The 23,944-nt window shown below is 64.5% G+C and carries 25 protein-coding genes; 16 read left to right on the top strand and 9 right to left on the bottom strand.

Features of this window, described 5'->3' with window-relative positions:
* Positions 1–35: 35 nt before the first annotated feature.
* The 5 genes from Q0718_RS04555 to folK all read right to left on the bottom strand — a co-directional run bounded on the left by Q0718_RS04555 (position 36) and on the right by folK (position 4,519).
* Positions 36–866, bottom strand: coding sequence for an SDR family NAD(P)-dependent oxidoreductase (locus Q0718_RS04555; RefSeq protein ID WP_298914139.1), 831 nt, complete (start codon positions 864–866; stop codon positions 36–38).
* On the bottom strand, positions 863–2,341 hold the full coding sequence (locus tag Q0718_RS04550) for an NAD(P)/FAD-dependent oxidoreductase (RefSeq protein WP_298914136.1): 1,479 nt from the start codon (positions 2,339–2,341) through the stop codon (positions 863–865). The genes Q0718_RS04555 and Q0718_RS04550 overlap by 4 nt, the downstream gene beginning before the upstream one ends.
* 202 nt (positions 2,342–2,543) lie before the next feature.
* Positions 2,544–3,281: a 16S rRNA (uracil(1498)-N(3))-methyltransferase gene (locus tag Q0718_RS04545; RefSeq protein WP_298914133.1), complete on the bottom strand. Its 738-nt coding sequence runs from the start codon at positions 3,279–3,281 to the stop codon at positions 2,544–2,546.
* Between the two features lie 19 nt (positions 3,282–3,300).
* Entirely contained in the window at positions 3,301–4,011 is a 711-nt protein-coding gene (locus tag Q0718_RS04540; RefSeq protein ID WP_298914130.1) for an aldolase/citrate lyase family protein, read from the bottom strand.
* Between the two features lie 34 nt (positions 4,012–4,045).
* A complete protein-coding gene (gene folK / locus Q0718_RS04535; protein WP_298914127.1) occupies positions 4,046–4,519 on the bottom strand; it encodes a 2-amino-4-hydroxy-6-hydroxymethyldihydropteridine diphosphokinase in 474 nt (157 codons plus the stop codon).
* Between the two features lie 33 nt (positions 4,520–4,552).
* Between folK and Q0718_RS04530 the strand changes: the two genes are divergently transcribed.
* Complete coding sequence (locus Q0718_RS04530; protein ID WP_298914125.1) at positions 4,553–5,146, top strand: NYN domain-containing protein; 594 nt, start codon at positions 4,553–4,555, stop codon at positions 5,144–5,146.
* Positions 5,139–5,843, top strand: coding sequence for a uracil-DNA glycosylase (locus Q0718_RS04525; RefSeq protein ID WP_298914122.1), 705 nt, complete (start codon positions 5,139–5,141; stop codon positions 5,841–5,843). Before Q0718_RS04530 ends, Q0718_RS04525 begins: the two co-directional genes overlap by 8 nt.
* Positions 5,844–6,350: 507 nt before the next feature.
* Here the strand turns inward: Q0718_RS04525 and smpB are convergent.
* Together smpB and dapA are read right to left on the bottom strand one after the other, a co-directional pair.
* On the bottom strand, positions 6,351–6,812 hold the full coding sequence (gene smpB, locus Q0718_RS04520) for an SsrA-binding protein SmpB (protein WP_366523822.1): 462 nt from the start codon (positions 6,810–6,812) through the stop codon (positions 6,351–6,353).
* A gap of 21 nt (positions 6,813–6,833) precedes the next feature.
* Positions 6,834–7,709 (bottom strand): 4-hydroxy-tetrahydrodipicolinate synthase, encoded by an 876-nt coding sequence (gene dapA / locus Q0718_RS04515; protein ID WP_298914117.1) that lies wholly within the window; start codon positions 7,707–7,709, stop codon positions 6,834–6,836.
* A gap of 129 nt (positions 7,710–7,838) precedes the next feature.
* On the opposite strand from dapA, the gene Q0718_RS04510 reads away from it, so the two are divergent.
* From Q0718_RS04510 to Q0718_RS04500, 3 genes are all read left to right on the top strand, one after another.
* Positions 7,839–9,896: a lytic transglycosylase domain-containing protein gene (locus Q0718_RS04510; protein ID WP_298914112.1), complete on the top strand. Its 2,058-nt coding sequence runs from the start codon at positions 7,839–7,841 to the stop codon at positions 9,894–9,896.
* Positions 9,897–9,965: 69 nt separating this feature from the next.
* The gene (locus Q0718_RS04505; protein ID WP_298914109.1) at positions 9,966–10,412 is read left to right on the top strand and encodes a hypothetical protein; all 447 of its coding nucleotides are present in this window, start codon (positions 9,966–9,968) and stop codon (positions 10,410–10,412) included.
* 1 nt (position 10,413) lies between these two features.
* Entirely contained in the window at positions 10,414–10,638 is a 225-nt protein-coding gene (locus Q0718_RS04500; protein ID WP_298914106.1) for a helix-turn-helix transcriptional regulator, read from the top strand.
* Positions 10,639–10,689: 51 nt separating this feature from the next.
* Here the strand turns inward: Q0718_RS04500 and mdh are convergent, their stop codons facing one another.
* Positions 10,690–11,658, bottom strand: coding sequence for a malate dehydrogenase (mdh, locus tag Q0718_RS04495; protein WP_298914102.1), 969 nt, complete (start codon positions 11,656–11,658; stop codon positions 10,690–10,692).
* 172 nt (positions 11,659–11,830) lie between these two features.
* On the opposite strand from mdh, the gene Q0718_RS04490 reads away from it, so the two are divergent.
* Genes Q0718_RS04490 through Q0718_RS04475 form a run of 4 tightly spaced genes read left to right on the top strand, consistent with a single transcriptional unit; the run spans position 11,831 to position 14,335 of the window.
* Positions 11,831–12,244: a DUF350 domain-containing protein gene (locus Q0718_RS04490; RefSeq protein ID WP_298914099.1), complete on the top strand. Its 414-nt coding sequence runs from the start codon at positions 11,831–11,833 to the stop codon at positions 12,242–12,244.
* A 3-nt stretch (positions 12,245–12,247) separates the two neighbouring features.
* A complete protein-coding gene (locus tag Q0718_RS04485) occupies positions 12,248–13,054 on the top strand; it encodes a serine protease (RefSeq protein ID WP_298914096.1) in 807 nt (268 codons plus the stop codon).
* Between the two features lie 4 nt (positions 13,055–13,058).
* Positions 13,059–13,796: an extensin family protein gene (locus Q0718_RS04480; protein WP_298914093.1), complete on the top strand. Its 738-nt coding sequence runs from the start codon at positions 13,059–13,061 to the stop codon at positions 13,794–13,796.
* 17 nt (positions 13,797–13,813) lie between these two features.
* Positions 13,814–14,335 (top strand): hypothetical protein, encoded by a 522-nt coding sequence (locus tag Q0718_RS04475; RefSeq protein ID WP_298914090.1) that lies wholly within the window; start codon positions 13,814–13,816, stop codon positions 14,333–14,335.
* On the opposite strand, the gene Q0718_RS04470 is transcribed toward Q0718_RS04475, so the two are convergent.
* Complete coding sequence (locus Q0718_RS04470) at positions 14,298–15,284, bottom strand: cation diffusion facilitator family transporter (protein ID WP_298914087.1); 987 nt, start codon at positions 15,282–15,284, stop codon at positions 14,298–14,300. The genes Q0718_RS04475 and Q0718_RS04470 overlap by 38 nt on opposite strands.
* Before the next feature lie 80 nt (positions 15,285–15,364).
* Here Q0718_RS04470 and Q0718_RS04465 point away from each other — a divergent pair, with 80 nt between their 5' ends.
* The 7 genes from Q0718_RS04465 to Q0718_RS04435 all read left to right on the top strand — a co-directional run bounded on the left by Q0718_RS04465 (position 15,365) and on the right by Q0718_RS04435 (position 23,890).
* A complete protein-coding gene (locus Q0718_RS04465; RefSeq protein ID WP_298914074.1) occupies positions 15,365–16,474 on the top strand; it encodes a GNAT family N-acetyltransferase in 1,110 nt (369 codons plus the stop codon).
* Between the two features lie 131 nt (positions 16,475–16,605).
* Positions 16,606–18,093, top strand: coding sequence for a coniferyl aldehyde dehydrogenase (locus Q0718_RS04460; RefSeq protein ID WP_298914071.1), 1,488 nt, complete (start codon positions 16,606–16,608; stop codon positions 18,091–18,093).
* Positions 18,094–19,743, top strand: coding sequence for a GMC family oxidoreductase N-terminal domain-containing protein (locus Q0718_RS04455; RefSeq protein WP_298914069.1), 1,650 nt, complete (start codon positions 18,094–18,096; stop codon positions 19,741–19,743).
* A 74-nt stretch (positions 19,744–19,817) separates the two neighbouring features.
* Positions 19,818–20,651, top strand: a complete 834-nt coding sequence (locus tag Q0718_RS04450) for a mechanosensitive ion channel family protein (RefSeq protein WP_298914066.1) — start codon at positions 19,818–19,820, stop codon at positions 20,649–20,651.
* Positions 20,648–21,820, top strand: coding sequence for a cation:proton antiporter (locus Q0718_RS04445; RefSeq protein WP_298914063.1), 1,173 nt, complete (start codon positions 20,648–20,650; stop codon positions 21,818–21,820). The genes Q0718_RS04450 and Q0718_RS04445 overlap by 4 nt, the downstream gene beginning before the upstream one ends.
* A 221-nt stretch (positions 21,821–22,041) precedes the next feature.
* A complete protein-coding gene (locus tag Q0718_RS04440) occupies positions 22,042–22,788 on the top strand; it encodes a tryptophan 2,3-dioxygenase family protein (RefSeq protein ID WP_298914058.1) in 747 nt (248 codons plus the stop codon).
* Entirely contained in the window at positions 22,781–23,890 is a 1,110-nt protein-coding gene (locus tag Q0718_RS04435; RefSeq protein WP_298914055.1) for an aminotransferase class V-fold PLP-dependent enzyme, read from the top strand. Before Q0718_RS04440 ends, Q0718_RS04435 begins: the two co-directional genes overlap by 8 nt.
* The last annotated feature ends 54 nt before the right edge of the window (positions 23,891–23,944 follow it).

The following is a 23,944-nucleotide window of genomic DNA, read 5'->3' as shown; positions in this document are numbered from 1 at the left end:
ACCGACACGCAAGGCCGTAGCGATCACGTCTCGGGTCAACCGTCCGTGAGCGATCGCGCGCGTTTCCGCACAAGTTTGCGGTAGCGCGTCGGGAACAGACGGTTCCAGAACTGCATGAAGCGGGCGTCCGGGCCGACGATGATGCGGGGTTTGCGCCGCGCCGCGCCGTCCAGAATGATCTCGGCGGCTCGCTCGGCGCTCGTTGGCGTGTGCTTGTCGAAATTCTCGTCCATCATGGCCTTGGTGACGCCTGGATCGCCTATGTGATCGACCTGAGCATTGCGGGCGACATTGGTCTTCACTCCGCCGGGATGGACACACGTCACGCTGACGCCGTGTTCTTCCATTTCCATCGACAGCGATTCGGAAAAGCCGCGCACGCCGAACTTGGACGCGCAGTAGTGGGCCTGCCCCGGCCAGCCGACGATCCCGAAGATGGAACTGACATTCACGAGTCCGCCGCGCGTTTCGATCAGCTGTTCGAGAAACGCCTTGGACATGCGCACGACGCCGTAGAAATTGACATCCATGATCTTTTCGTAGCTCGCAGCCGGTGTGTTCCTGAAATCGCCGACCCGCGTCAGACCGGCGATGTTGAAGACGTAATCCGCCGGGCCAAGCGCTGCCTGCACCGCGGGCGCGTAGGCCGCGATGGCGTCGGCGTCGGCCATGTCCAGCCTGTCCACCTTGTGCCGGTTGGCCCCACCGATCATCTCGACCGTCTCCGTCAGCCCATGTTCGTCTATGTCGGACAAGGCCAGCGTCGCGCCGGATGCCGCCAGCTTGCGGGCCACAGCGCGGCCGATGCCCGATGCCGCGCCGGTCACGACACAGACCTTTCCGTCATAGTGCGGCAACGTCTTCATTCGGCGGGCTCCGGCAAGGCGGCCTTTGCCTCCACGCGCGAAAAGCGCAGCGCCTCGTCCGCCAGCGGATCTTCGATCAGCACCTGGCAGTCATGGCGGTAGTCCTGGACGTTCAGCCAAGGCATGCGGTCGCCTTGGGCGGGCATGGTGTGGATCGCGCGTTGCAGATAACCGGCCTGGAAATCGAGGATCGGCCGCCGTTCCATGCCTTCGGGCGCGACCGGTACGACCCGTGTCATGCCGGTTTTCTGCAGATGCCGCATCAGCCGGATCATATAGCGCGTCATCAAATCCGCGCGCAGCGTCCAGCTGGCGTTTGTGTAGCCGAACACCGCCATCATGTTGGGCAGGCCGGACACCATCACACCCTTGTAGGTGAACCCCTCGCTCGGATCGCGCGGCGCGCCGTCGATGGCGATGGGATAGTTGGTCCCGAAATTCAGCTCCAGCCCCGTTGCGGTGACGATCAGATCGGCCTCGACCGACGTGCCGTCCTGCATCAGGATCCCGTCCGTCGTGAACCGCTCGATACGACCGGTCGCGATGCTGGCGCGCCTTGCCTTGAGCGCGGCGAACATGTCGCCGTCCGGCACCATGCAGAGCCGCTGGTCCCATGGATTGTAAGGCGGGTTGAAATGCACGTCGACCGGATAGTCAGCGCCGACGGCCTTCAGCGTGCGCTTGCGCAGATTGGCGCGTGCCTTTTGCGGGTCCGCCTGGGCGCGGCGGTAGAACCAGCCCGTCAGCTTGACGTTCTTCCAGCGGTTCAGCCTGTATGACCAGTCGGACGGCAGGATCTTCGACGTCAGTTTGACGACCGGGTCTTCAGACGGGATGGACGCGACATAGGACGGCGTGCGCTGGACCTGCACGACATGGGCGGCGGTCTTGGCCAGTTCGGGCACCAAGGTCACGGCGGTCGCGCCGGACCCGATCACGGCGATCCGCTTGCCGGAATGGTCAAGCTCCTCCGGCCAGAATTGGGGATGGATGATGTCGCCCGCAAAGTCCTCCCGGCCTTCGAACGCCGGATCGTGCCCCTTGTCGTAGCGGTAGTAGCCCGCACAGGACAGGACGAAGCGGGCGCGCACCTTGCGCCGCCGCCCGTCCGTTTCGACCGCGACGGTCCAGAGATCGTCACCGGTCGAGAAATCAAGCCCGACGACGCGGCTGTCGAACTCCACTCGTTCGTCCACACCGTACTCGGCCGCCGTGTCGCGTACGTAGTCGCGGATGGCCGGACCGTCGGCGAGCGTCTTCGCTCCGGGCCAGGGCCGGAAATCGTAGCCCAGCGTCAGCATGTCGGAATCCGACCGGATGCCCGGATAGCGGAACAGGTCCCACGTCCCGCCGATGGCGTCCCGCGCTTCCAGGATGGTGAAACGGCCGTCTGGGAAGGCCGTGACGTAGCGGCAGGCCGCCCCGATCCCGGAGAGGCCCGCGCCGATGATGACGAGATCGAGCGGGGCTGTCATGCTGACAGCCTTATCAACATGCGCCGATGAATAAAGCCCTCGCGCCTGCACCGACCGCCATTCAGATTTGTGCTTCGAGGCCGCACTCCCTGACGCGATGTCGAGTTTAATAGTTACAGCCCTTGTGGCCATCCAATTGAAAATGATGATCGCAACCAGGGTTCTCTATGGTGAGACCTCGGAGCCGGCTTCGGACCCGTCATCAGCCTCCAGACAGATACGCCAATCGGCAATCCCCGATCGTCGCCTGCACGATCATGAGCAAGCCGACGGCGGCCGTGTCGGCGCGCAGGATGCGCGGGCCCAGCGAAACGGGAACGGTATCGAGGCGCGCGCGGATCTGCGCCCGCTCATCCGCGCTGAAGCCGCCTTCCGGCCCGATCAGGATGTCGACCGGCAGGTCGATGCGCGACACCGCACCGACGACGCAATCACCGCCCGACTCGTCCGCAAAGACGACCGTTCTTGTCCCCGACAGCGCGTCCTCCAGCGGGACCGGTGCGCGCACGACCGGCAGGTCCAACCGCTCCGTCTGTTCGGCCGCCTCGACGATCTGCGCTTCCGCGCGTTCGACGTTGAAGGCCGGGAACTGCGTGTGATGGGTGATGACCGGTTGCAGCGTCCGCACGCCGAGTTCGGTCGCCTTTTCGAGGACGATCGTGGTGCGGTGCTTGCGCAGCGGGGCGAAAAGCAAGCGGATGTCCGGCACGCGCTGCGGCGCGCGCAACTGTTCCGTGACGGTCAGCCGCATCGCTTTGCGGCCCTTCTGGACGATCTCCGCCGCCCATTCGCCGTCGCCCGCGTTGAAAAGCCTGACGCGGTCGCCCAGCGATTTGCGCAACACGCCGCCGAAATAATGCGCCTGTTCGCGGCTCAGCTCGATGTCGCCGGACAGGGCACGGTCGAGATAGAGGCGCGGCAGCGTGTAGTTCGGTCTCATAAAGGCTCCTAGGCGTCGCTCACCGCTCTTGCGCATAGGCCGCGCGCAGGCGTTCGGCCTGATCGACAGGCCCGCCGATACGGTCCAGCGCGGCATGAATGGCGGGAATCTGTCCCGCGTCGATGGCCGCCCGCGCCCGGATGCCGAGCGCCGCGACGCGGGCCGTATCGGCCTCGCCGCCCGCCACATCGCCTGCGTCCAGATAAGGCACGTCGAACAGGCGCACGCCATGCGCGACGGCACAGATCGCCAGATGGCTGCGCACGTGCAGCAAGCTTTCGAACGCCATCGGGATGGCCATGTCGGCAGTGTAGTCGCCGCCGCCGAACAGGGCCATGGCGACATCGCCGCGCGCCATGATGGCTTCGGCCGCCAGCACGGCGCGCGCACTTTCGATCACGGGCATCAGCGGCGCATCGGCGGTTACGGCATCCAGCTGTCCGGCCCGGTCGATCTTGGGCACCATGACGAAGGGCACGTCCAGCGCCGCGGCGGCCTCGTCGTCGTCGGCGAAAAAACCGGAGGCGGGACCGTTGATGCGCAAACCCACATGCGCGTGATCCGTGCTCCTCAAAAAGCCCGTCACCGCGTCGCGCGCGGCAGGCTTGTCCGCGGCGGGAACCGCTCCTTCGAGATCGAGGCAGACCAGGTCCGAGCCGGACGCGCAGGCTTCCGCAAAACTTTCGGGGCGGTTTCCGGGGACGAGCAGAAGCGAGCGGTGTTCGAGCATGTCGGTATCCTTGGCTATCAAGCCTGCAACGGCTTCACGCCGGGATCGTTTCCAATGCGGCCAACAAGGCCTCCACGCTTTGCCCGCCGACCGGATGGCGCCAGTCCGGGCCGGCCACTTCGGCCAGAGGCCGCAGGACGAAATCCCGTCTTGCCATGCGCGGATGCGGCAGGATGCAGCGCGGGTTGTCGCTGAGACGCCCGGCATAGTCGATCAGGTCGAGATCGCACACACGCGGGGCGTTTCGAACCGTGCGGACCCGGCCGAGGGCCGTTTCGATGTCCAGCAACAGCGCCATCAGAGCTTCGGGCTCCAGCATAGTCCCGACGGCCAGCACCGCATTGCGATAGTCCGGCGCCCCGGTCCCCGGCGGCCAGGCCGGACTGGCCCACAGATTGGAGACGCGGTCGATCACCACGCCCGCCTCGCCCAGCTTCGTGACGACTTGCATCAAAGTCTCGCGCGGGTTGGACAAGTTCGCGCCGAACGCGATATAGGCGCGATTCATATTTTCCTGCGTTTCAGACACGGACTTCCAAAAATGACGTTTCACCCCGGCGAAAAGATCGCCATCTTCATCGACGGCGCCAATTTCTACTCTACCGTCAAATCGCTCGATTTCGACATCGACTATAAGAGCCTGCTGACCCATTTCAGCGCCAAGGGCCGGTTGATCAAGGCGTTTTACTACACGGCCTTGCGCGAAAACGACGACTTCTCGCCCCTGCGCCCGCTGCTCGACTGGCTGGACTATAACGGTTTTCACATCGTCACCAAGAAGGCCAAGACCTATACGGACCGGGACGGCCGGACCCGGATCAAGGGCGATATGGATATCGAGATCACGGTCGGGATGCTGGACCTCGCGCCGCATGTCGATCACATCCTGCTATTCTCCGGTGACGGCGACTTCCGCGCCGCCGTCGAAGCGGTCCAGAAGCAAGGCGTGCGGGTGAGCGTCGTGTCCTCCATGGCGGTCAAGCCGTCCCTGCTAGCTGACGAGCTGCGCCGCCAGGCCGACCATTTCATCGAGATCGACGATCTGGAGCGCGAGGTCGGACGGCCCAAGCGCGAGCCTGCGCCCCGCGACGATGACGATTACGAGGATGGCGACGACGATTACGGTTATGAGTGAGCCTATCGCGGGATCGCAACCGCCCTATTTCTGCCGCCGCTGCCCACGTCTGTTCGGTTTTCTGGAAGAGTGCCGCGACCGCCTGCCCCGTCATTTCAACGGTCCCGTACCGAGCTTCGGCGACCGCGACGCGGCGCTGCTCGTCGTGGGCCTGGCGCCGGGACTGAACGGGGCGAACAAGACGGGACGTCCCTTCACCGGGGATGCGGCCGGAGACTTGCTCTATCCGGCCCTGGCGAAGTTCGGTTTTTCCAACGACCGTTTCGATGCGAGGATCGACGACGGGCTGGCGCTCCGCCGCGCCATGATCACCAACGCGGTACGGTGCGTCCCGCCGCAGAACAAGCCCATCGGCGCGGAAGTGAACACGTGCCGGGACTTTCTGATTGGCCAGATCGCGGCCCTGCCCCATCTGAAAGTCCTGCTCTGCCTTGGAAAGATCGCCCATGACAGTGTGGTTCGAGGGCTGGGCGGCAAGGTCGCTCGCGAGAAATTCGCTCATGGCAGCGAGTACGAACTGGGCGGCTATACGGTCCTGTCGAGCTACCACTGTTCGCGCTACAATACGAATACGGGGAGGCTGACGGAGGCGATGTTCTTCGAGGTGTTCGCACGGGCGCGGGACTTGGTGGAAGGCCAGCCTTCGTTTTGCGCAGCCGCCCATGTGCGACCGCGTGTCCTGCGGCGGAGGAGATGAGCGCGGAGGGCGCCCGCGGGGGCGCGTAGCGTCTTCGATCGGCCGTCCGGGGGACGGACGATAGCGTAGCGCCGTGCGCTTTGCGCACGGTCCGCACCGCGATGCGGTGCGGCACTTCGCTGCAAAACATCCGAAGGGATGTTTGTGCGGTCGCTCCGTGCCCCGCGGCGCGATGGTGACGGTCCGGACCACCCTCTTTCTCCAAAGGTGTGTCTAGCGGTCCGGACTGGTCCGGACTGGGGTGCTACCCCCGGTCTGGACCCATCGCGATCTTCGGCTCAAAAAGTCAGGATAGCGCGCCTGTCCCGCCCTCTGCATGACCGAAGATACGAGGAGGAAGATAGGGCCGAAGAGGGAAGGCGCGGATACGATTGTCGGGATTGCGCTCAGAGTGGCGTTTGCGAGTCATGTCGGCGAGGATGGAATCGAAAAGCGGTCCCATTCACCGTCCCCGGCACCTGTTGCCGGAGACGGTGGTATAGGAAAGCGATACGAAAAATCTCTGCCCTACCCGCGCTCCCGCAGGATCCGCGCCTTGTCCCTTTGCCAGTCGCGTTTCTTTTTCACGTCGCGCTTGTCGTGGGCCTGCTTGCCGGTCGCGACGCCGATCATCAGCTTCACCCGGCCGTCCTTGTTGAAATAGATCCGCAGCGGCACGATGGTGCGGCCCTTGCGCTGGGTCTCGCCGATCAGCTGGTTGATTTGCTTGCGTTTCAGCAACAGCTTGCGATTTCGGGTCGGGCTGTGGTTGAACTGCGCGGCCGGCTCGTAGATCGGGATGTTGGCATTGATGAGCCAGGCTTCGTTGCCGTCCACATCGACATAGCTCTCCGCGATGTTGGCCTTACCGGCGCGCAGGGACTTGACCTCCGTGCCTTGCAGCTGGACGCCGGCCTCCATCGTCTCCTCAACGGCATAGTCGAAGCGCGCGCGGCGGTTTTCGGCGATCAACGCGCCGTTCTCGCCCAGTTCTGCTTTCTTCTTCGCCACCTAGAACGCGATCCCCGCACGGACCATGGCGGATCGCACGCGCTCTTTCGTCTCCTCACGGCACGGCGTGATCGGCAGGCGCACATCCGGTGCCATCCGGCCCAGCAGGGACAGGGCGTATTTGGCCGGGGCCGGGCTGGGATCGAGGAAAAGGTCCTTGTGCAACCGGTCGAGCGTGGCGTTGAGCTGCCTAGCCCGGTCGTAATCGCCTTGCATCATCGCGTCGTGGAACGCGGCATATTGCTTCGGCGCGATATTGGAGCCGACGCTGATCGTGCCGCGCCCGCCATGAACGAAGTGGCCGAGCCCCGTCGGATCGTCGCCCGACAGCTGGATGAAATCCGCCCCGCACCGATCCGTCAGCCCCTGCACGCGGGCGACGTCCCCGGTCGCGTCCTTGCAGGCGAAGACGTGCGGCAACTGCGACAGGCGGCCCATCGTCTCATTGGTGATGTCCACCACGCTGCGCCCCGGAATGTTGTACACGACGAGGGGCAGATCGACGGCGTCCGAGATGGCTTCGAAATGACGGTAGATGCCTTCCTGGCTCGGTTTGTTGTAGTAGGGCGTGACGATCAGCGCGGCGTCCGCGCCGCAGTCCTTGGCGACCCGGGCATAGTCGATGGAGACGCTGGTCTCGTTGGATCCGGCTCCGGCGACGACGGGCACGCGCCCGGCGGCGACTTCGACGCAGAGCCGGATGACGCGCTTATGTTCCTCATGGCCCAGCGTCGCGCTTTCGCCGGTCGTGCCGCACGGTACGAGCCCGTGAATGCCCGATCCGATCTGCCATTCGACATGATCTTGGAACGCCTGCTCGTCGAGCCCGTTTTCCATGAACGGAGTGACGAGGGCTGTTATTGCGCCTTTCAGCATAATCGCCTTTCTCATAGCCAAAATTTAATCATGGCCGGTCGTCGCGGGCTTTGACCCATTGTCTCCGGTCTTGCAAGCATGGCACAAGCCCGGTCTTCGCGGCGCGCGTTAGCAAATGGAGCGATCTGGGTGAAAACGGTTTTTACGGCTCTATTGGCAGGCGCGGCGCTCCTGTCACCCGTTCCGGCCGTGATGGCCCAGGCACAGACAGGCGTCGCACCCCTACCTCGTCTGAAACCTCCGCCCGCCGTGCTGTCCGAATATATCGGGACGCAGGATTCGCTGCAGCTGCGCAAGGGGTTCTCCGCCGCAGAACGCGGCGACTGGCAGGCCATGACGCAGGCGATGAGCGCGATCCAGGATCCGACCGCGCGCGATCTGCTGCGCTGGCTGCGCGCCGCGCGCGATCCGAACGTGCCGACGGCCTGGCTGACCAATGTGGTGCATGATCTGCCCGATTGGCCGCGCATGGTCTCGATCCGCGCCAAGGCGGAAGGCCGCCTGTTCGACGAACCGGTCAATCCGCGCGAGGCCGTCGCCTGGTTCCGCGGCGAAGAGCCCGTTTCCGGCGAGGGGCGCGCCGTGCTGGCCAACGCCTTCTACGCGCTGGGCGACCCGACCCAAGGCGACCGATGGCTGAAATCCGCCTGGCGGGAGGCGCGCCTGACCCGCGACCGCCAGCAGACCCTGTTCGCCCAGCACCGGTCACGCCTGAACGCGCAGGACCACTCCGTGCGTGCCGACCATCTGATCTGGCTAGGCCGTAGCCATTTCGGCAAGGCGCGCGCCTTGCTGCCCCACATGAGCGCGGCCGACCGCGCCGTAATGGATGCGCGCATGAAGCTCGCCTCCAACGGCTCGGGCATCACGGCGGCCATCAACGCCATCCCGGCCAGCCGCGCCAAGGATCCGGGATTTCTGTACGAACGCGCACGCTGGAGGCGCCAGAACCGCACCCGCGAAGAGGCGCTGCCGGTCTATCTGCAGATCGGCGCCCCGGCCGCGACCGAGCGCGGGCGCGAGCGCATGTGGACCGAAAAGCGGCTGATGGCCTATTGGCTGTTCGCGGAAAAGCAATGGGGCGACGCGTACCGCATGGTACAGAATATCGGCGCGGATGAAGGCGCGCCGTTTTACGAGTCCGAGTTCCTCGGCGGGTGGATCGCCCTGACGAAGCTGGGCCAACCGGCCCGCGCGCTGGAACACTTCCGCCGCCTTGAAGCAGGCGTGAATTCACCGATCAGCCTGGCCCGCGCGCTTTATTGGCAAGGCCGTGCGCACGAGGCGATGAACAATGCCCCGGCGCGGGCGGAGGCCTATCAGGCGGCGTCGCGATATCCGAACACCTATTACGGGCAGCTCGCCACCAAACGGCTGAACGGGACCGATGCCCGGCTGTCCCTGCCCGCGCAGACCATCTCGGCACAAGCCAAGCAACGCTTCGACGCGGACCGCCGCGTGCGCGCCTTGCGCCTGCTCGGCGAAGCGGGCGAGGAACGGCTGTTCTCGACCTTTTCCTACGCGCTGGACGATCAGCTGGAATCGCTGGACGAACTCGCCCTGTTGAGCCAGCTCGCTGCCGATTACGGCCAGATGCGCGCCTCGATCCGGGCGGCCAAGCAGTCCGGTCGCTTCCGCTCCATGCTCACGGATGCGGGCTATCCCATCGTCGGGCCGATCGAACGGCTCGACCCGGCCCTGTTCGACATTCCCTTCGTCTATGCCATCGCGCGTCAGGAAAGCGAATTCTCGGCCAATGCCGTCTCCACGGCCAGCGCCATGGGCATGATGCAGATGATCAACGCCACGGCCAGCGCCACGGCCCGGCGGCACGGCATCCCCTATGACCGCGACCGCCTCATCACGGACCGCGATTACGGCGCCATGATGGGCGCGTTGCACCTGAACGACCTGTTGGAGGATTTTGACGGCAACTACATCATGGCCGCCGTCGCCTACAATGCCGGCCCGCGCCGCGTCGGCCAGTGGATCGAACGCAACGGCGACCCCCGCACCGGCGAGATCGACCCCATCGACTGGGTCGAGAAGATCCCGTTCTCCGAAACCCGCAACTACGTCATGCGAGTCATGGAGAACATGCAGGTCTACGAGGCCCGCCGGAATGGCAACGTCGCGCCGGTCACGATCGACCAGAAACTACGCTTCGGCCAACGGGCGACCCGATAGGTTTGTAAAAAATACTTTACAAAACGCCGTGCCCTTCTATGTAAGAAATATCTTACAGGGAGTGTTGCCATGTCTCTACCCAATCTGACCCGTTACACGATCATCGGAATGTGGGTGCTCTATGTCATCGCGCTAATGCGGATCGTGCCTTTGTTCTTCGGCGCCGCCGATCCGACGCAGAACGCTCTGGCGGCCTTCCATATCTTTTCGCAGACGTTCCTAATCCCCGTCGGGGTCTGGATCGCGATCGTGATGGGATTGCAATTGCGCCGTCCGGCGCGAGAGCGGGAGATCCATCGCAAGGACGAACGCAGACGGCAGCTGGCGGCGAAGAGTGCGACTGCAGGCTTCTGGATCCTGCTGTTCGGCAACGTTCTGGCGCTGACCATCGGCCTGCAATCAGGCTGGCACCTGGCCATCGTCGTGACGGCCACAATTTTGGCTTTCGGCGCGGGGCTGCTGCTGGCGGCGGCGGACGAGTTCGACATGATCCGGCTCGAAGAGAGCGCCGACTGACATGGGCGGCAAAGCCACCACCATCACCAATGCCGTCAAGGCGCTGCGCAAGGAAGCCGGTCTGTCGCAGCAGGCCTTGGCCGATGCGGTCGGCGCGACGCGGCAGACGATCCTGACGATCGAGGCCGAACGCTACGGCCCTTCGCTAGAACTCGCCTTCCGGATCGCGCATGTGCTGGAAAAGCGCGTCGACGAGGTCTTCATCTTCGCGCCCGACTGGACATGAAAAAGCCCGGCACGGGGCCGGGCTTCACAGGTCGGGAATTTCGAGCGGACGCTAGTCGCGGAGGCTCGGCTCCATCTCCTGACAGTCGGCGATGATCTTCTCCACGGCCGCGACGGAATTCATGAACATGTCGCGCTCGTCCTTTTTCAGGCGGATGTTCATCACCTTCTCAACCCCGCGCGAACCGATCATGGCGGGCGCGCCGACGTAAAGGCCGCGCACGCCGGCGATCTGGCCGCTTAGCCTCACGGCGCAGGGCAGGATGCGCTTCTTGTCGCGCAGATAGGACTTGGCCATCTCGATCGCGCTCTCGGCCGGAGCATAGAATGCGGAGCCGTTGCCGAGCAGGCCGACGATCTCGCCGCCGCCCTTGCGGGTGCGCTCGACGATGGCGTCGATGGCCTCCTGCGTGGTCCATTTCATTTTGATCAGGTCCGGCAGCGGCACGCCGTTTACCGTGGAATAGCGTACCAGCGGCACCATCGTGTCGCCATGCCCGCCCAGCACAGAGGCGTGGACATCCTCGACCGAACAGCCGAACTCGTCAGCCAGGAAATAGCGGAACCGCGCACTGTCCAGCACGCCGGCCATGCCGACCACCTTGCGCGGCTGCAGGCCGGAGAATTTCTGCAAGGCCCAGACCATGGCGTCGAGCGGGTTGGTGATGCAGATCACGAAGGCCTTGGGCGCATGTTCTTTGATGCCTTCGGCGACCTGCTTGATGACCCCCAGGTTCTTGCCGATCAACTCGGACCGGTCCATGCCGGGCTTGCGCGGAAAGCCCGCCGTGATGATGCAGACGTCGGCGCCGGCAATATCGGCATAATCATCCGTTCCGACCAGTTTCGAGTCCTTGCCGATCACAGGCGTGGCTTCGTTCAGATCGAGCGCCTTGCCCTTGGCCGTGCCTTCGAAAATGTCGAACAGGACGACGTCGCCCAGCTCCTCGCGCGCGCAGATATGGGCGAGCGTGCCACCGATCATGCCGGCTCCGATGAGGGCGATTTTGGCGCGGGCCATAGACTGTCTCCAAATGTGGGTAGAATGTGGCCGCCCCATAGCGCCGTGCCGGGCCGTTGTAAAACGGCTTGCCGGGAGCGGAGCGGCGTTCGTTCCACTTTTCCCCTTGCGCCGCGCCGCGCCATTCGCGACACGGCGCGCCGAGGGGCTTTGACATGAGGGATGGGGCCATATGGAGTCCGTTTTCGACAGTCTGGCGCGTGGCTTTCCCGTGCTGGTCTTCTATCTGCTGGCGGTGACCGCCATCTTCGTCGTCGCGCTCTACACTTACGTGAAGCTGACGCCGCACCGGGAATTCGCCCTCGTCGGGCAGGGCAACATGGCGGCGGCGATCCATCTGTCCGCGCTCATCGTCGCTCTCGCCCTGCCGCTGGCAGCTTGTCTCATCAACAAGGTGTCGCTCCTGGATGTCGCCGTCTGGGGCGTCGTGTCCACGGCCCTGCAGCTGTTCCTGTTCCGCATGACGGATATGATCTTCCGGGGCATTCCGGACCTGATCGAACGCGACGTGGCCGCGCCGGCATTGGTGCTGGCCGCGTTCAAGATCGCCGGGTCGATCATCCTGGCCTTCGCCATTGCAGGCTGAGCGGTGAGGTCATTCATTCCGGACTGGGTGGTCTATGGCGGCATCGTCGCCGCCCTTTTGATCTACGCCAACCGCGACCGGCCCGTGCTGCCGCCTGCTCCGCCCCTGCCCGATCTCGGCGGGTTATTGCCGTCCGAGAGCCCGCGCGACGAACGCATCCTGGTGCAGATCGACGCGCCGCGCTCCGGCATCGGCACCGCGTTCGCCAGTTCCGATACGGGCGATTGGGTCACGGCGCGCCACGTCGTGGACAGCTGCGACACGATCGGCATCAAGGTGTCGGCGCGCCAGCTGCTGCGCATGGAACAGGCGGAGATCTTTCCCGATGCCGATCTGGCGAGGCTGACCGCACCCTGGCCGCGCGACCCTCTGCCGACCGATCTGGACGGACCGCGCACGGTCGGCGAGACGGGCTATTTCTTCGGCTATCCGCAGGGTCAGCCCGGCGAAGTCGTCGCCTCCCTGCTGTCGCGCGGACGGATGGAGGTGCGCGGGCGCTACGACACGGATGAAGGCGTGCTGATCTGGTCGGAGTTGACCCGGTCGCGCGGGCTGCTGGGGTCGCTGGGCGGGTTGTCGGGCGGGCCCGTGCTGGATGCCGACGGCGAGCTGATCGGGGTGGTTGCAGCGGAAACCCCGCGCCGGGGACGGATCTATACCGTCTCGCCCGCCAATCTGCGGCGCGTGGTCGGCGCCACGGACGGAAGCGCGATGCCGCTGGATCTGCGCGACTATGCACTGCAGGCCGACCGGCTGCGGCGCGACCGGCGCATCGCGCAGGTGATCTGCCTGAACGACGACTCCGGCTGAGCCCGTGCGCTGGGGCGGGGACGATAAGGATTGGGACCGCATCGGGCGCTGGCTCCGCGCTGCCTTGGTCCTCTGGATCCTGATAGCGGTTCTGTGGACGTTCAACCGGATCATTCCGAACCAGCATCTGCCTTGGCGCCCGCTCGATCCGGATGCGCCGATCGGCATGGCGACGCGCGGGCAGCTCCTGCGCCTGTCCGTCTCCCCGCCCGAGGTCTGCATGGATCTGGCGCGTGACATCGAGGCCTTCCGCAGCATTCCGTCCGAGCCCAAGACCGCGACCGAGCCGTGCGGCTGGGACGTGGCGCGGCTGGTCTACGGCAGCGGTGCCACGGTGCTGAGCCCGGGCGAGGCCAACATGCAATGCCCGCTTTCGGTCGCGACCTTCTTGTGGCTGCGCGAAGTGGATGCGTTGGCCCGCGACCGGTTCGGACAGCCACTCGTAAAAGTGCATCACATGGGCAGCTTTTCCTGCCGCCGCGTGCGCGGCAACAGCTCCGGCCGGTGGAGCGAACACGCCTTCGCCAATGCCTGGGACGTGGCGGCATTCGAACTGGCGGATGGACGACTGATCCGGGTACTCAGCGGCTGGGACGGTGAGGACAAGGACGACCGCCGCTTCCTGCGTGACGTCCGGCAAGAGGCCTGCCGCGTGTTCAACGTCGTGCTGTCACCGGATTACAACGCCGCCCATGCCGACCATTTCCACCTCGATATGGGGCCCTATACGAGCTGCCGATGAGGCGTTAGGTTTCAGCCATGCACATTATCGCCCTGATCCTCAGCACGGTCGTCGGCCTTTTCTTCATCATCAATCGTCTGGGCCGCGGCGCGAGCGAGATCGCCGATGCGGCCGAGACTTTGTCCAACCTGCCCCGGCGCAACCGGCACCGCCGCGCCGTCAATCGCCGCGGATTGGCGCTGGTCGAAACGCCGGCCGAAGCGGCGACGGTGCTGATGTTGTCCGATGCCCACATGAGCGAAGACCGGCGCCTGTCGGATGAGGAGCGCGCCCGGATCGAGCGGGAGCTGGTCGTCCACATGCAGCTGGACAAGGACGATGCGGACGGTCTGATCCGGCAGATGGAAATGGTCCATCACGACGTCGTGTTGCCGGAATCGGCGCTTTTTCCCATGGTGGATATCCTGCTGGGCGCCATCGGCAAGGACGATGCCCGGCGGCTGTCCGGCATGATGCACGCGGTCGCCGAAACCCATGGCCGGACGCATGAGCAGCAGGATTTCATCCGGCGCTACCGCGAGCGTATGGGCATCGGCTAGCGCTTTCGCCGGAGACGCGCATGACGTTGACGGTGGCGTGCTCGATGCCGTGCCGCTCGCCGAGCCGGGCCTTCAGCGCACGACCGATCGACACCGGCTCCACGCCTTCGCCGACATAGGCATCGAGAGTCAGCATCGGGCGTTCGGGCGTCAGGCTCCAGACGTGGACGTGATCGACCGCGTCCAGCCCGTCGATCGCCGCGACCAGGTCTTGGGCGACGGCCCGGACATCCACGCCTTTCGGCGCCCCTTGCAACAGCACATGCGCGCTGTCCCTGATCAGGCCCCACGCAGATTTCAAAATCAGCAACGCGACCAACACGGACAGGACCGGGTCGGCCGCGACCCAACCCGTCATCAGGATGATGAGTGCCGCCGCAATGGCGGCCACGCTGCCGAGAAGGTCCCCGAGCACGTGCAGCATGGCACCGCGAATGTTCAGGTTTGCCCGGTCCGCGCCCATGAGGATCCAGAAGACCAGCACATTGACGACCAGACCGGCAACGGCAACCCAGAGCATCGGCCCCGCCAGGATGTTGCCGGGTTCGGACAATCGCTCGACCGCTTCCCAAACGATCCAGCCCGCGACGGCGAACAGGGTCAAACCGTTGACGAAGGCGACTAGGATGGCGACGCGGTCATAGCCGAATGTGTGCCGCCAGGTCGCCGGGCGCTGAGCGATGACGAACCCGCCCCACGCCATGGCCAGCGCGGCGAAATCCGTCACCATGTGTCCGGCATCGGCCAGCAGGGCCAGCGATCCGGAGACGATCCCGCCGACCACTTCCACGACGACGAACAGACCGGTCAGCAACGCCGCCAGCCCGACCCGCCGACGATTGGCCGCATCCACTTTCGGCGCATGGCTGTGGCTATGACCGTGATGGTGATCGTGGTCGTGATCATGACCGGGTGAGTATTGCGTCGTCATGGTCTCGTTTCGCGTCATGTGCAATGCAGCGCAAGCCCGTTCGGATGACGGCTTGATTTAAGAACGCCTTAGCGGTTGCACGCTAGGATCCGGCCCGCATGGATGCCGCCTTGACATATGAGACGGTCGCTTTCGGCGACTTGTCGGATGAAGACCGGGCGCAGTGGTTGTCGCTGCGTGCGGGCGATCCAGCCCTTGAAAGCCCCTATCACCACCCGGACTATCACGCGATGGTCGACGATCACCAAGGCGGTGTGAAGGTAACGTTGGCACGGCAAGACGGCGAGATCGTCGCCTTGCTGCCCTGGCAGGGCCGCGTCTTTGCCCGGCCCTCCGGCGCGCCTTTATCCGACTATCAGGCCGTCATCGCGAAGCAGTGCGCAGACATAGACGCTGCCTCGCTCTTGTCCGGACAAAAAATCGGCGCTTTTCATTATGCAGCCATGCCGAGGAAGGACGGGCGGGACACGGCACGTTTGGAGATCGCGAGTTCCAAGGACTGGCGCGACGCGCGCGACGGCAGCTATCGCCGCCATCTGAAATCCACGCGCCGCCGCATCCGCAAGACCGAGGACGAGATCGGCGCGCCTTGCACCGTGTTCCAGAGCCGGAACATCGACGCCTACCGGACCCTCATCCGATGGAAACGCGACAAGTTTGACGAAACGGGCAAGTTCGACGTGCTGGGCAATCCCGGCACGTCCGGTCTGCTGCGCGCGTTATGGGAGCGCGGACCGGAGGCCGGGCTGCGGGCGGATCTGCACGTGCTGTATTTCGGCGACCGGATCGCGGCTTGCGATCTCGGCCTGACGGACGGCCGCGTCTTCCACAGCTGGATCATCGGTTACGACCCTGATCTGCAAGCCTATGCGCCCGGCATCCAATTGCTGGAAAGGCTGATCGATGCCGCGCCCGATATCGGCTACCGGGTCATCGATCTGGGTCCAGAGACGGACGGCTACAAACGTCATTACGCAACCCATCCGCGCCGTGTGGGCGCGGGTGTCATCGCCCTGCCCCGCCCGTCCGGACGCCTGGCAACGGGTTACGACCGGATGGAAGACGCCCTGCGCGAGCACACGCACGACGCGCTCGGAAAGCTGCGCCGCCGTTACAGCCAGATCGCCGCCTGCGAACCGCATCCGGCCGCGCGGTCGCGCGCCTTGGCGATCGCCATCGCCCGTCATTTCGGCGGTCGCTCCGCCTGAGCCGAAGCCGCATCGACAATGCGCAAAATTCATAACTGCATGGAGGCCCCGCCTGCAGCATGTTTGCGGGCCTCCGTCGTTTGGTCTAAGGTATTAACAAATCAATCAATAAGACTTCAGGGGAGCGCGACATGGTCCGCATCAATCCGGAAAAGCCTCAAATAGACAGCGATCTGACGAAAGACGATCTGCAGGCCGCGCTCACCGTCCAGAAGGATGCATTTCTGCGCAATCCCTATCCGGCCTGGTCCGAGCGCAAAGTGCGACTGGAAAAGCTGCGCGACGTCATCCGCGCGCACGAGGACGACATCAAGCGAACGATCAGTGAGGATTTCGGCAGCCGCTCGCTGATCGAGACCGACTTCGCCGACATCGTGTCGAGCTATAACGAGATCGCCGATTATCTGAAGAACGGTGAAAAGTGGATGGCGCGGCGCAAGGTCAGCATCGAGCTGGCGCAGAAACCCGGCAAGGGCGAGATCATTCCGCAACCCTTGGGCGTCGTCGGCATCATCGTGCCGTGGAACTACCCGCTCTTCCTCGCCGTCTCGCCCATGATCGGCGCGATCGCGGCGGGCAATTCGGTCATGGTCAAGATGAGCGAATACACGCCGAAATTCTCGAACCTGTTCAAGCGCATCATGGCGGAAGCTTTCACGCCGGAAGAAGTCTTCGTCGCGACCGGCGGCGTCGAGGTGGCCCAGGCTTTCTCCGGCCTCGGTTTCGACCATCTGCTCTTCACCGGCTCGACTTCGGTCGGCCGTCACATCATGCGGGCTGCGGCCGAGAACCTCGTGCCCGTCACGCTGGAACTGGGCGGCAAGTCGCCCGTCCTGGTGCAGGATGATGCCGAGATCGAGGAGATCGTACCCCGCATCGCGCTGGGCAAGTTGATGAACGCGGGACAGACCTGCATCGCGCCGGACTATGCCTTGATGCCGCAAGCCAAGATCAACGCCTTTTCAGAGGCCATGATCCGGCAGGCCGAAACCATGTATCCGGCCTTTGCCGGAAACGACGATTACACGACCATCATCGCCGACGCCCATTATGCGCGTCTGCAGGATCTGCTGGACGATGCCGAGGCCAAGGGCGCGACGGTCAGGACGGCCGGCGATGACGACAAGCAGCAGCTCGCCCAAGAGCGGCGCATCCCGCTGACGGTCGTCACGGGCGTCAATCCCGACATGAAGATCATGCAGGAGGAAATATTCGGCCCCCTCCTGCCAGTCGTGGCGTCCGATACGCTGGACGACCAGATCGATTACGTGCAGCGTCACGCCCGTCCGCTCGCTCTCTACCTGTTCACCAAGGACGACGCCAAGACGGACCGCGTCCTGCTCGAGACCCATGCGGGCGGTGTCACGACGAACGACACGATGTGGCACATCAGTCAGAAGGAATTGCCCTTCGGCGGCGTCGGCCCGTCCGGAATGGGCGCCTATCACGGCAAGAAGGGTTTCGAGACCTTCAGCCACATGAAGAGCGTTTTCCATCAGCAGACTGACGGCTTTCTCGCCAGGCTGAAGGCTAGGATGATGGCCCCGATCATGGCCCCTCATGACGGAAAATCCGAGAAACTCGTCGTGCGGGCCAAACGGTTCGCGGGCGTAAGATAGGTGACGGGCCGCTACGACTACATCGTCGTCGGCGGCGGCTCCGCAGGGGCCACGATCGCGGCGCGCCTGTCGGAAGATGCGGATATTTCGGTGTTGCTGCTGGAAGCGGGGCCGACCCATCGCCATTGGACCGTGCGCATCCCCATGGCGACCATTGCCGGATTGATCCTGAAGGCGCGCAACTGGGCGTTCGAGACCGTGCCGCAAAAGGCACTGAACGGACGGCAAGGGTTCCAGCCGCGCGGCAAGATGCTGGGCGGGTCCTCCGGTTCCAACGCCATGATCTACATTCGCGGTCACCGATACGATTACGACAATTGGGCGGCAATGGGGGCCGAAGGCTGGGATTACGAGTCCGTCCTGCCCTACTTCAAGAAGGCCGAGCACCGCGAGGCGGGCGCGGACGACTATCATGGCCAAGGCGGCCCGCTCAATGTCGCCCCCTTGCGCAGCCCGTCGGAGATCAACGAGATCTTTTTGGAGGCAGGCGACCAGCTGCAGCTGCCGCGCAACGAGGATTTCAACGGCGCGGAACAGGAGGGCCTGGGCTATTATGAGGTGACGCAGAAGGATGGCGAGCGCTGGAGTACGGCGCGGGCCTATCTCGACCCGGCAGAAGACCGGTCCAATCTCACCATCATCCCGGAAGCGCTCGTCGAGCGCGTGCTGATCGAGGACGGCCATGCCGTCGGCGTGCGCTACCGGACCGGCAAGGGCCGGAAAGCGCAGAGCCGCAACGTCCTGTGCGACCGCGAAGTGATCCTGTCGGGCGGTGCGTTCGGCTCGCCGCAGATCCTGTTGCTGTCGGGCATCGGCGCGGCCGACAAGCTCGCGCCGCACGGGATCGAACAGACCGCCGACGTGCCGGGCGTGGGCGAAAACCTGCACGACCATATCGACATTATCTGGGGCTACAGATCCAAACTGAAGGATCTGATGAATACCGGGCTGGGCGGGACGATCCGCACGGTTCGGGCGATGTTCGAATACCGCAAGCACCGCACCGGCATGATGACGACGAACTTCGCCGAGTCCGGCGGTTTCCTCTATACGGACCGGTCCGAACCGGCGCCCGATGTTCAGCTTCACATGGTCCGCGCCATCGTGGACGACCATGGCCGCAAGATGCATGCGGGCGGCGGGTATAGCTGTCACGTCTGCGTGCTGCGGCCCAAAAGCCGCGGCACCGTCGAACTGGCCAGCGCGGAGCCGGGCGATCCGCCCCTGATCGATCCGGCCTTCCTGGAAGACGAGCGCGATCTGGACACGCTGTTGCGCGGAGCCAAAATGTTGCAACGCCTTTTGCGCGCGCCAGCCTTCGACCGCGTCAAGGGCAAGCCACTTTACGCCACGGACTCCGACGACGACGCCGAGATCGTCGCCGACATCCGCGCCCGCGCCGATACGGTCTATCACCCGGTCGGGACGTGCAAGATGGGCGATCTGGATACCGATCCGCTGGCCGTCGTGGATCCACGCCTGCGCGTGCGGGGTGTGACGGGCCTGCGCGTTGTCGATGCATCGGTCATGCCGCAAATCGTGTCCGGCAACACCAATGCGCCGTCCATCATGATCGGCGAAAAGGCGGCGGACATGATCAAGGAAGACCGGGCAGAAGCTCATCGAAGCGCGTCTTTGGCGGCAGAATAGGCCTCGGCATTTCCGCACCAGTCGTGCCCGTTTCCGGCGTTGCCAACATCCCCGCCCTGACGCATGAGCGCGGCATGGACCTCTCCGGCTTGACCTGGCTCGACAATCCCAGCGTGATCAACACGCTCAGCCTGATCCTGATCGCCATCGTCGCGCGCTTCCTCCTGGTGCGGATGATCCGGGGCAAAAGCGAGACCTTGTCGGACAGCCGCCGCCGCTGGGTCTCGGTGGTGCAGAACACGACCATCCTGCTGGCCTTGCTGGGCCTGGTCTATATCTGGTCGCCCCAGCTCTCCACTTTCGCCCTGTCCCTGACCGCTTTCGCCGTGGCCACGGTGATCGCGACCAAGGAATATCTGCTTTGCCTGATGGGCGGGCTCTACCGCACCACCGCCTCGCCCTTCACCATCGGCGACTGGATCGAGGTGCAGGGCCTGCGCGGCGAAGTATTGCTGGAGGGCATTTTGTCCACCCGGCTGCAGGAACTCGGCACGGGCACGCGCCAAGCCGACTATACGGGCCGCATCCTGGTCGTGCCCAATTCCGTCTTCCTGACCCACACCATCTTCAACGAATCCTACCGCAAGAAATATCTCCACCACAGCTTCACCGTCACGGTCGAAGCGGGGGTGGACCCGATGCCGATCCTGGCGGGCATCCGCAAGCGCCTGCCCGCGCTCTGCGAGGACACGGAACAACTCGGCGAACGCTATTGGTCCATGGTCCGGCAGAGGCTGCAGACCGAACTGCCGAGCCGCGAGCCGCAAGCCGGCGTGGAGACCACGCTGCTCGGTAAGGTGGCCTTCGTCGTCACGGTGTTCTGCGCGACCGCGCGGGCCGCCGCCATCGAAGGCGAGATCACGGTCTACATTCTCGAAGCCGCCGCGAAGGCCGCAGCCGCCAAGTGACGATCGAGCCCTATCTCGGCCCGACGGCTTTGGCCCTGGCCATCATCTTCGCGACCGGATTGCTGCTCCACCTGATCCGGCAGCCGCATGTCATCGCCTATGTCGTGGCCGGCGTGCTGCTCGGCCATTCGGGGCTGGGCCTGATCGAAAACGGCGAACCGGTCGAGCGGCTCGGTGCGCTCGGCGTGACCTTGCTGCTCTTCTTCGTCGGCATGGAGACGCAGCCGAGCCGGCTGATCCGCGGGTGGCGGGTGTCGGTCGCTGGAACGCTGATGCAGATCGGAATCTGCGTGGCGTTGAGCTTCGGCATCGGGCAGCTCTTCGCCTGGCCGGCCGAACGCGCGCTGCTGCTGGGTTTCGTCATTTCCCTGTCCAGCACGGCGGTGGCGCTGAAACTGCTCGAAGCGCACGGCCTGACCGGCAGCCAGTTCGGACAGGACACGATCGGCGTCCTGGTCGTCCAGGACATCGCGGCCATCGGCATGATCATCGCGCTGGGGATATTCGTCGGCGGCGGCGCGGCGCTCTCGCCGCAGGCGGTCGCGGCGCAACTGATCGGTGGGCTCGCCCTGATCGCGCTGATCGTCTGGATCGCGCTCGACCGGCCCGTGCGGCTGCCTTTCGCCGACCGTCTGACGGACGCGCCGGAGCTGCAGGTCTTCGGCGCGCTGACGCTCTGTTTCGGGCTGGGCTGGCTCAGCTCCGCCTTGGGGCTCTCGACCGCGCTCGGCGCTTTCGCGGGCGGGCTGATCGTCGGTGCGGCGCGCGCGACGCAATGGGCGTCCGGCGCGCTCGCCCCGTTCCGAACCGTGTTCCTCGGCCTGTTCTTCGTGTCGGTCGGCCTGCTACTGGATCTGTCCTTCATCGCCGAACGCATCCTGCCGATCGCGCTGCTGGTCGCGCTCGTCCTGCTGTCGAGCATGGTCTTCAATTCGCTGATCTACCGCGTCGCCGGCTATGGTTGGCGGCAATCGGTCTATGCGGGCGCATTGTTGGCCCAGCCCGGCGAATTCAGCTTCGTGCTGACGGCGATAGGCGCGACCGCGGGCATCATCACCGGCGTCGGCTACCAAATGTCTTTATCGGTCATCGCCCTGTCGCTGGCGCTCAGCCCGCTGCAGGTCGAGCTGACACGCCGCTTGCTGCGACCGGTCGTGACGCCTCCCTAACGCTGCGGAAGGCTCGGCCTTCTGTTCGAGGAAGGCCGGGCGTCAGAGTGTCGGAGCGTCGTCTCAGCCCATGCTTTACAAATACAGGACTGAGAGCCAGTGTTGGCCCATGGTCCTTTTGGAGATCGAACTCGCGCAGCATGTCCTGCGCCGCTGGCTAACCGGTCACGCCTGAGCCCGCGTTCCCTTTCGGAAACGTTGGATTAAGAGGAGTGACGGCAATGGACAGACAAGCCTACGAGAAAATGATGCGCGGCGATGGCCGCCTGGACTACGAAATCTACCTGAAGACAGGCGAGTTGCTTGCCTTGCAGAAGGACACGGACACGCTCTGCCATCCGGACGAGCTGCAATTCATGGTCGTGCACCAGATTGAGGAATTGTGGATGAAGTTGATGGCGGCGACGCTGCTCGACATCGATGACGAGATGCGCGCGCGCAACAGTTTCAAGGCGCTGACCCTGTTCCGGCGGGTGCATATCTGCCAAGAGTTGATGTCCAAGCAATTGACCCTGCTGGAGACCATGTCGCCCAAAGACTACCAGCAAATCCGCCTGTTCCTCGGCAACGGGTCGGGCCAGGAAAGCCCGGGATTCCGCGTGCTGCTGAAAATGCCGAAAGATCTCTGGAGGACATTCACCGACATCTATCTGGAAGGCGACGACCGGACGCTAGAGCAAGTCTACGACACGGATTACCGCCACGACGACGCCTACATGATCGCCGAAGCGCTGGCGGAGTTCGACGAACAGTTCCAGAAGTTCCGCAGCGATCACATGCAGCTGATCTACCGCTCCATCGGGGTCGGAGCGAACTCGCTCAAGGGGCGTCCGGTCGAAATCCTGAACGAAGGGCTGCGCCACAAGATGTTTCCCGAACTCTGGCAGGTCCGCGCCGACATGACCGACCGGTGGGGCGCGGAGTACGGAACCGTGCGCGACAAGCTGCCCGTCAGCCCGCATGGCTGAGGATCGCATCCGAGACCGGTTCGACGCTCCGGCCCGCTATTTCTTGTCGCATAGCGTCGGATGCCTGCCCAAGGCGACGGCGGCCGCGCTGGGCGCGGACTATCTGGAATCGTGGCGCAACGGGGCGAGCTGGTCGGACTGGATGCCGCAGCTCGACGGTTTCCGCAAAGGTCTGGGGCGATTGCTGGGCGTGGATGCGGCCACGATCTGCCCGCAGACCAACGTGTCGAGCGCGCTGACCAAGATCGTTCATGCCCTGCCCTTCGACGCGGCCCGGCCGGAAATCGTCCTGTCGCGACAGGATTTCCCGACCATCGGCTTCGTCCTGAAACAGGCGGAACGCGTTGGATACCGCATGCGTTTCGTGGAGGGCGATCCGACCGATCCGGCCCGGTGGCAGGAGATGATCGGCGACAAGACGGCCATCGTCCATGTCACGCACGCTCTGTCGAACACGTCCGGTCTGCTACCCGTTGAGGAGATCTGCGCCCTGGCGCGTCAATCCGGCGCGACCTCCATCGTCGATATCGCCCAGTCCCTAATCGCCGTGCCGACTGCCGTGACCGATTGGCGCGCGGACTTCGTGATCGGCACGGGCGTGAAGTTCCTCTGCGCAGGACCGGGGGCCTGCTTTCTCCATGTCCGGCAAGACCGCATGTCCGACATGCGGCCGCTGGATGTGGGATGGTTCAGCCATGAAAACCCGTTCGAGATGGATATTGCGGATTTCCGCTATGCCGACGACGCCATGCGTTTCTTCGGTGGGACGCCGTCCCCGGCTCCGTTGATCTGCGCGAATGCGGCAATGGCAGAGTGGGACACACTCGACCTGACGGATTTGCAGACCGGCATTCAGGACCGGCTGGATCGGCTTTCGGCCGCCGTGCCGGAAGAGTGGCATGTCTCGCCGACCGACCGCGACCAGCGCGGCGCGACCTTCGTCATGGATCCACCCAATCGCGACGGCCTGATCGAAAGGCTCGACAAGGCGGCGATCCGTCATGATGTCCGGAACGAAGGGTTCCGCTTTTCCCTGCATGGCTACACGCCGGCCGCCGATGTCGAAGCGCTGGCCGACACGCTGCGCGATCATGCGGGCTGATACGAAAAAGCCCGCCAACATGGCGGGCTTTCATTATGGGATCATACGCGCGGC

The sequence above is a fragment of the uncultured Algimonas sp. genome (assembly GCF_947498175.1).
Classification (GTDB): Bacteria; Pseudomonadota; Alphaproteobacteria; order Caulobacterales; family Maricaulaceae; genus Litorimonas.
Note: the sequence above shows the minus strand (reverse complement) of the source record. Positions and strands in the feature narration are given on the sequence as shown.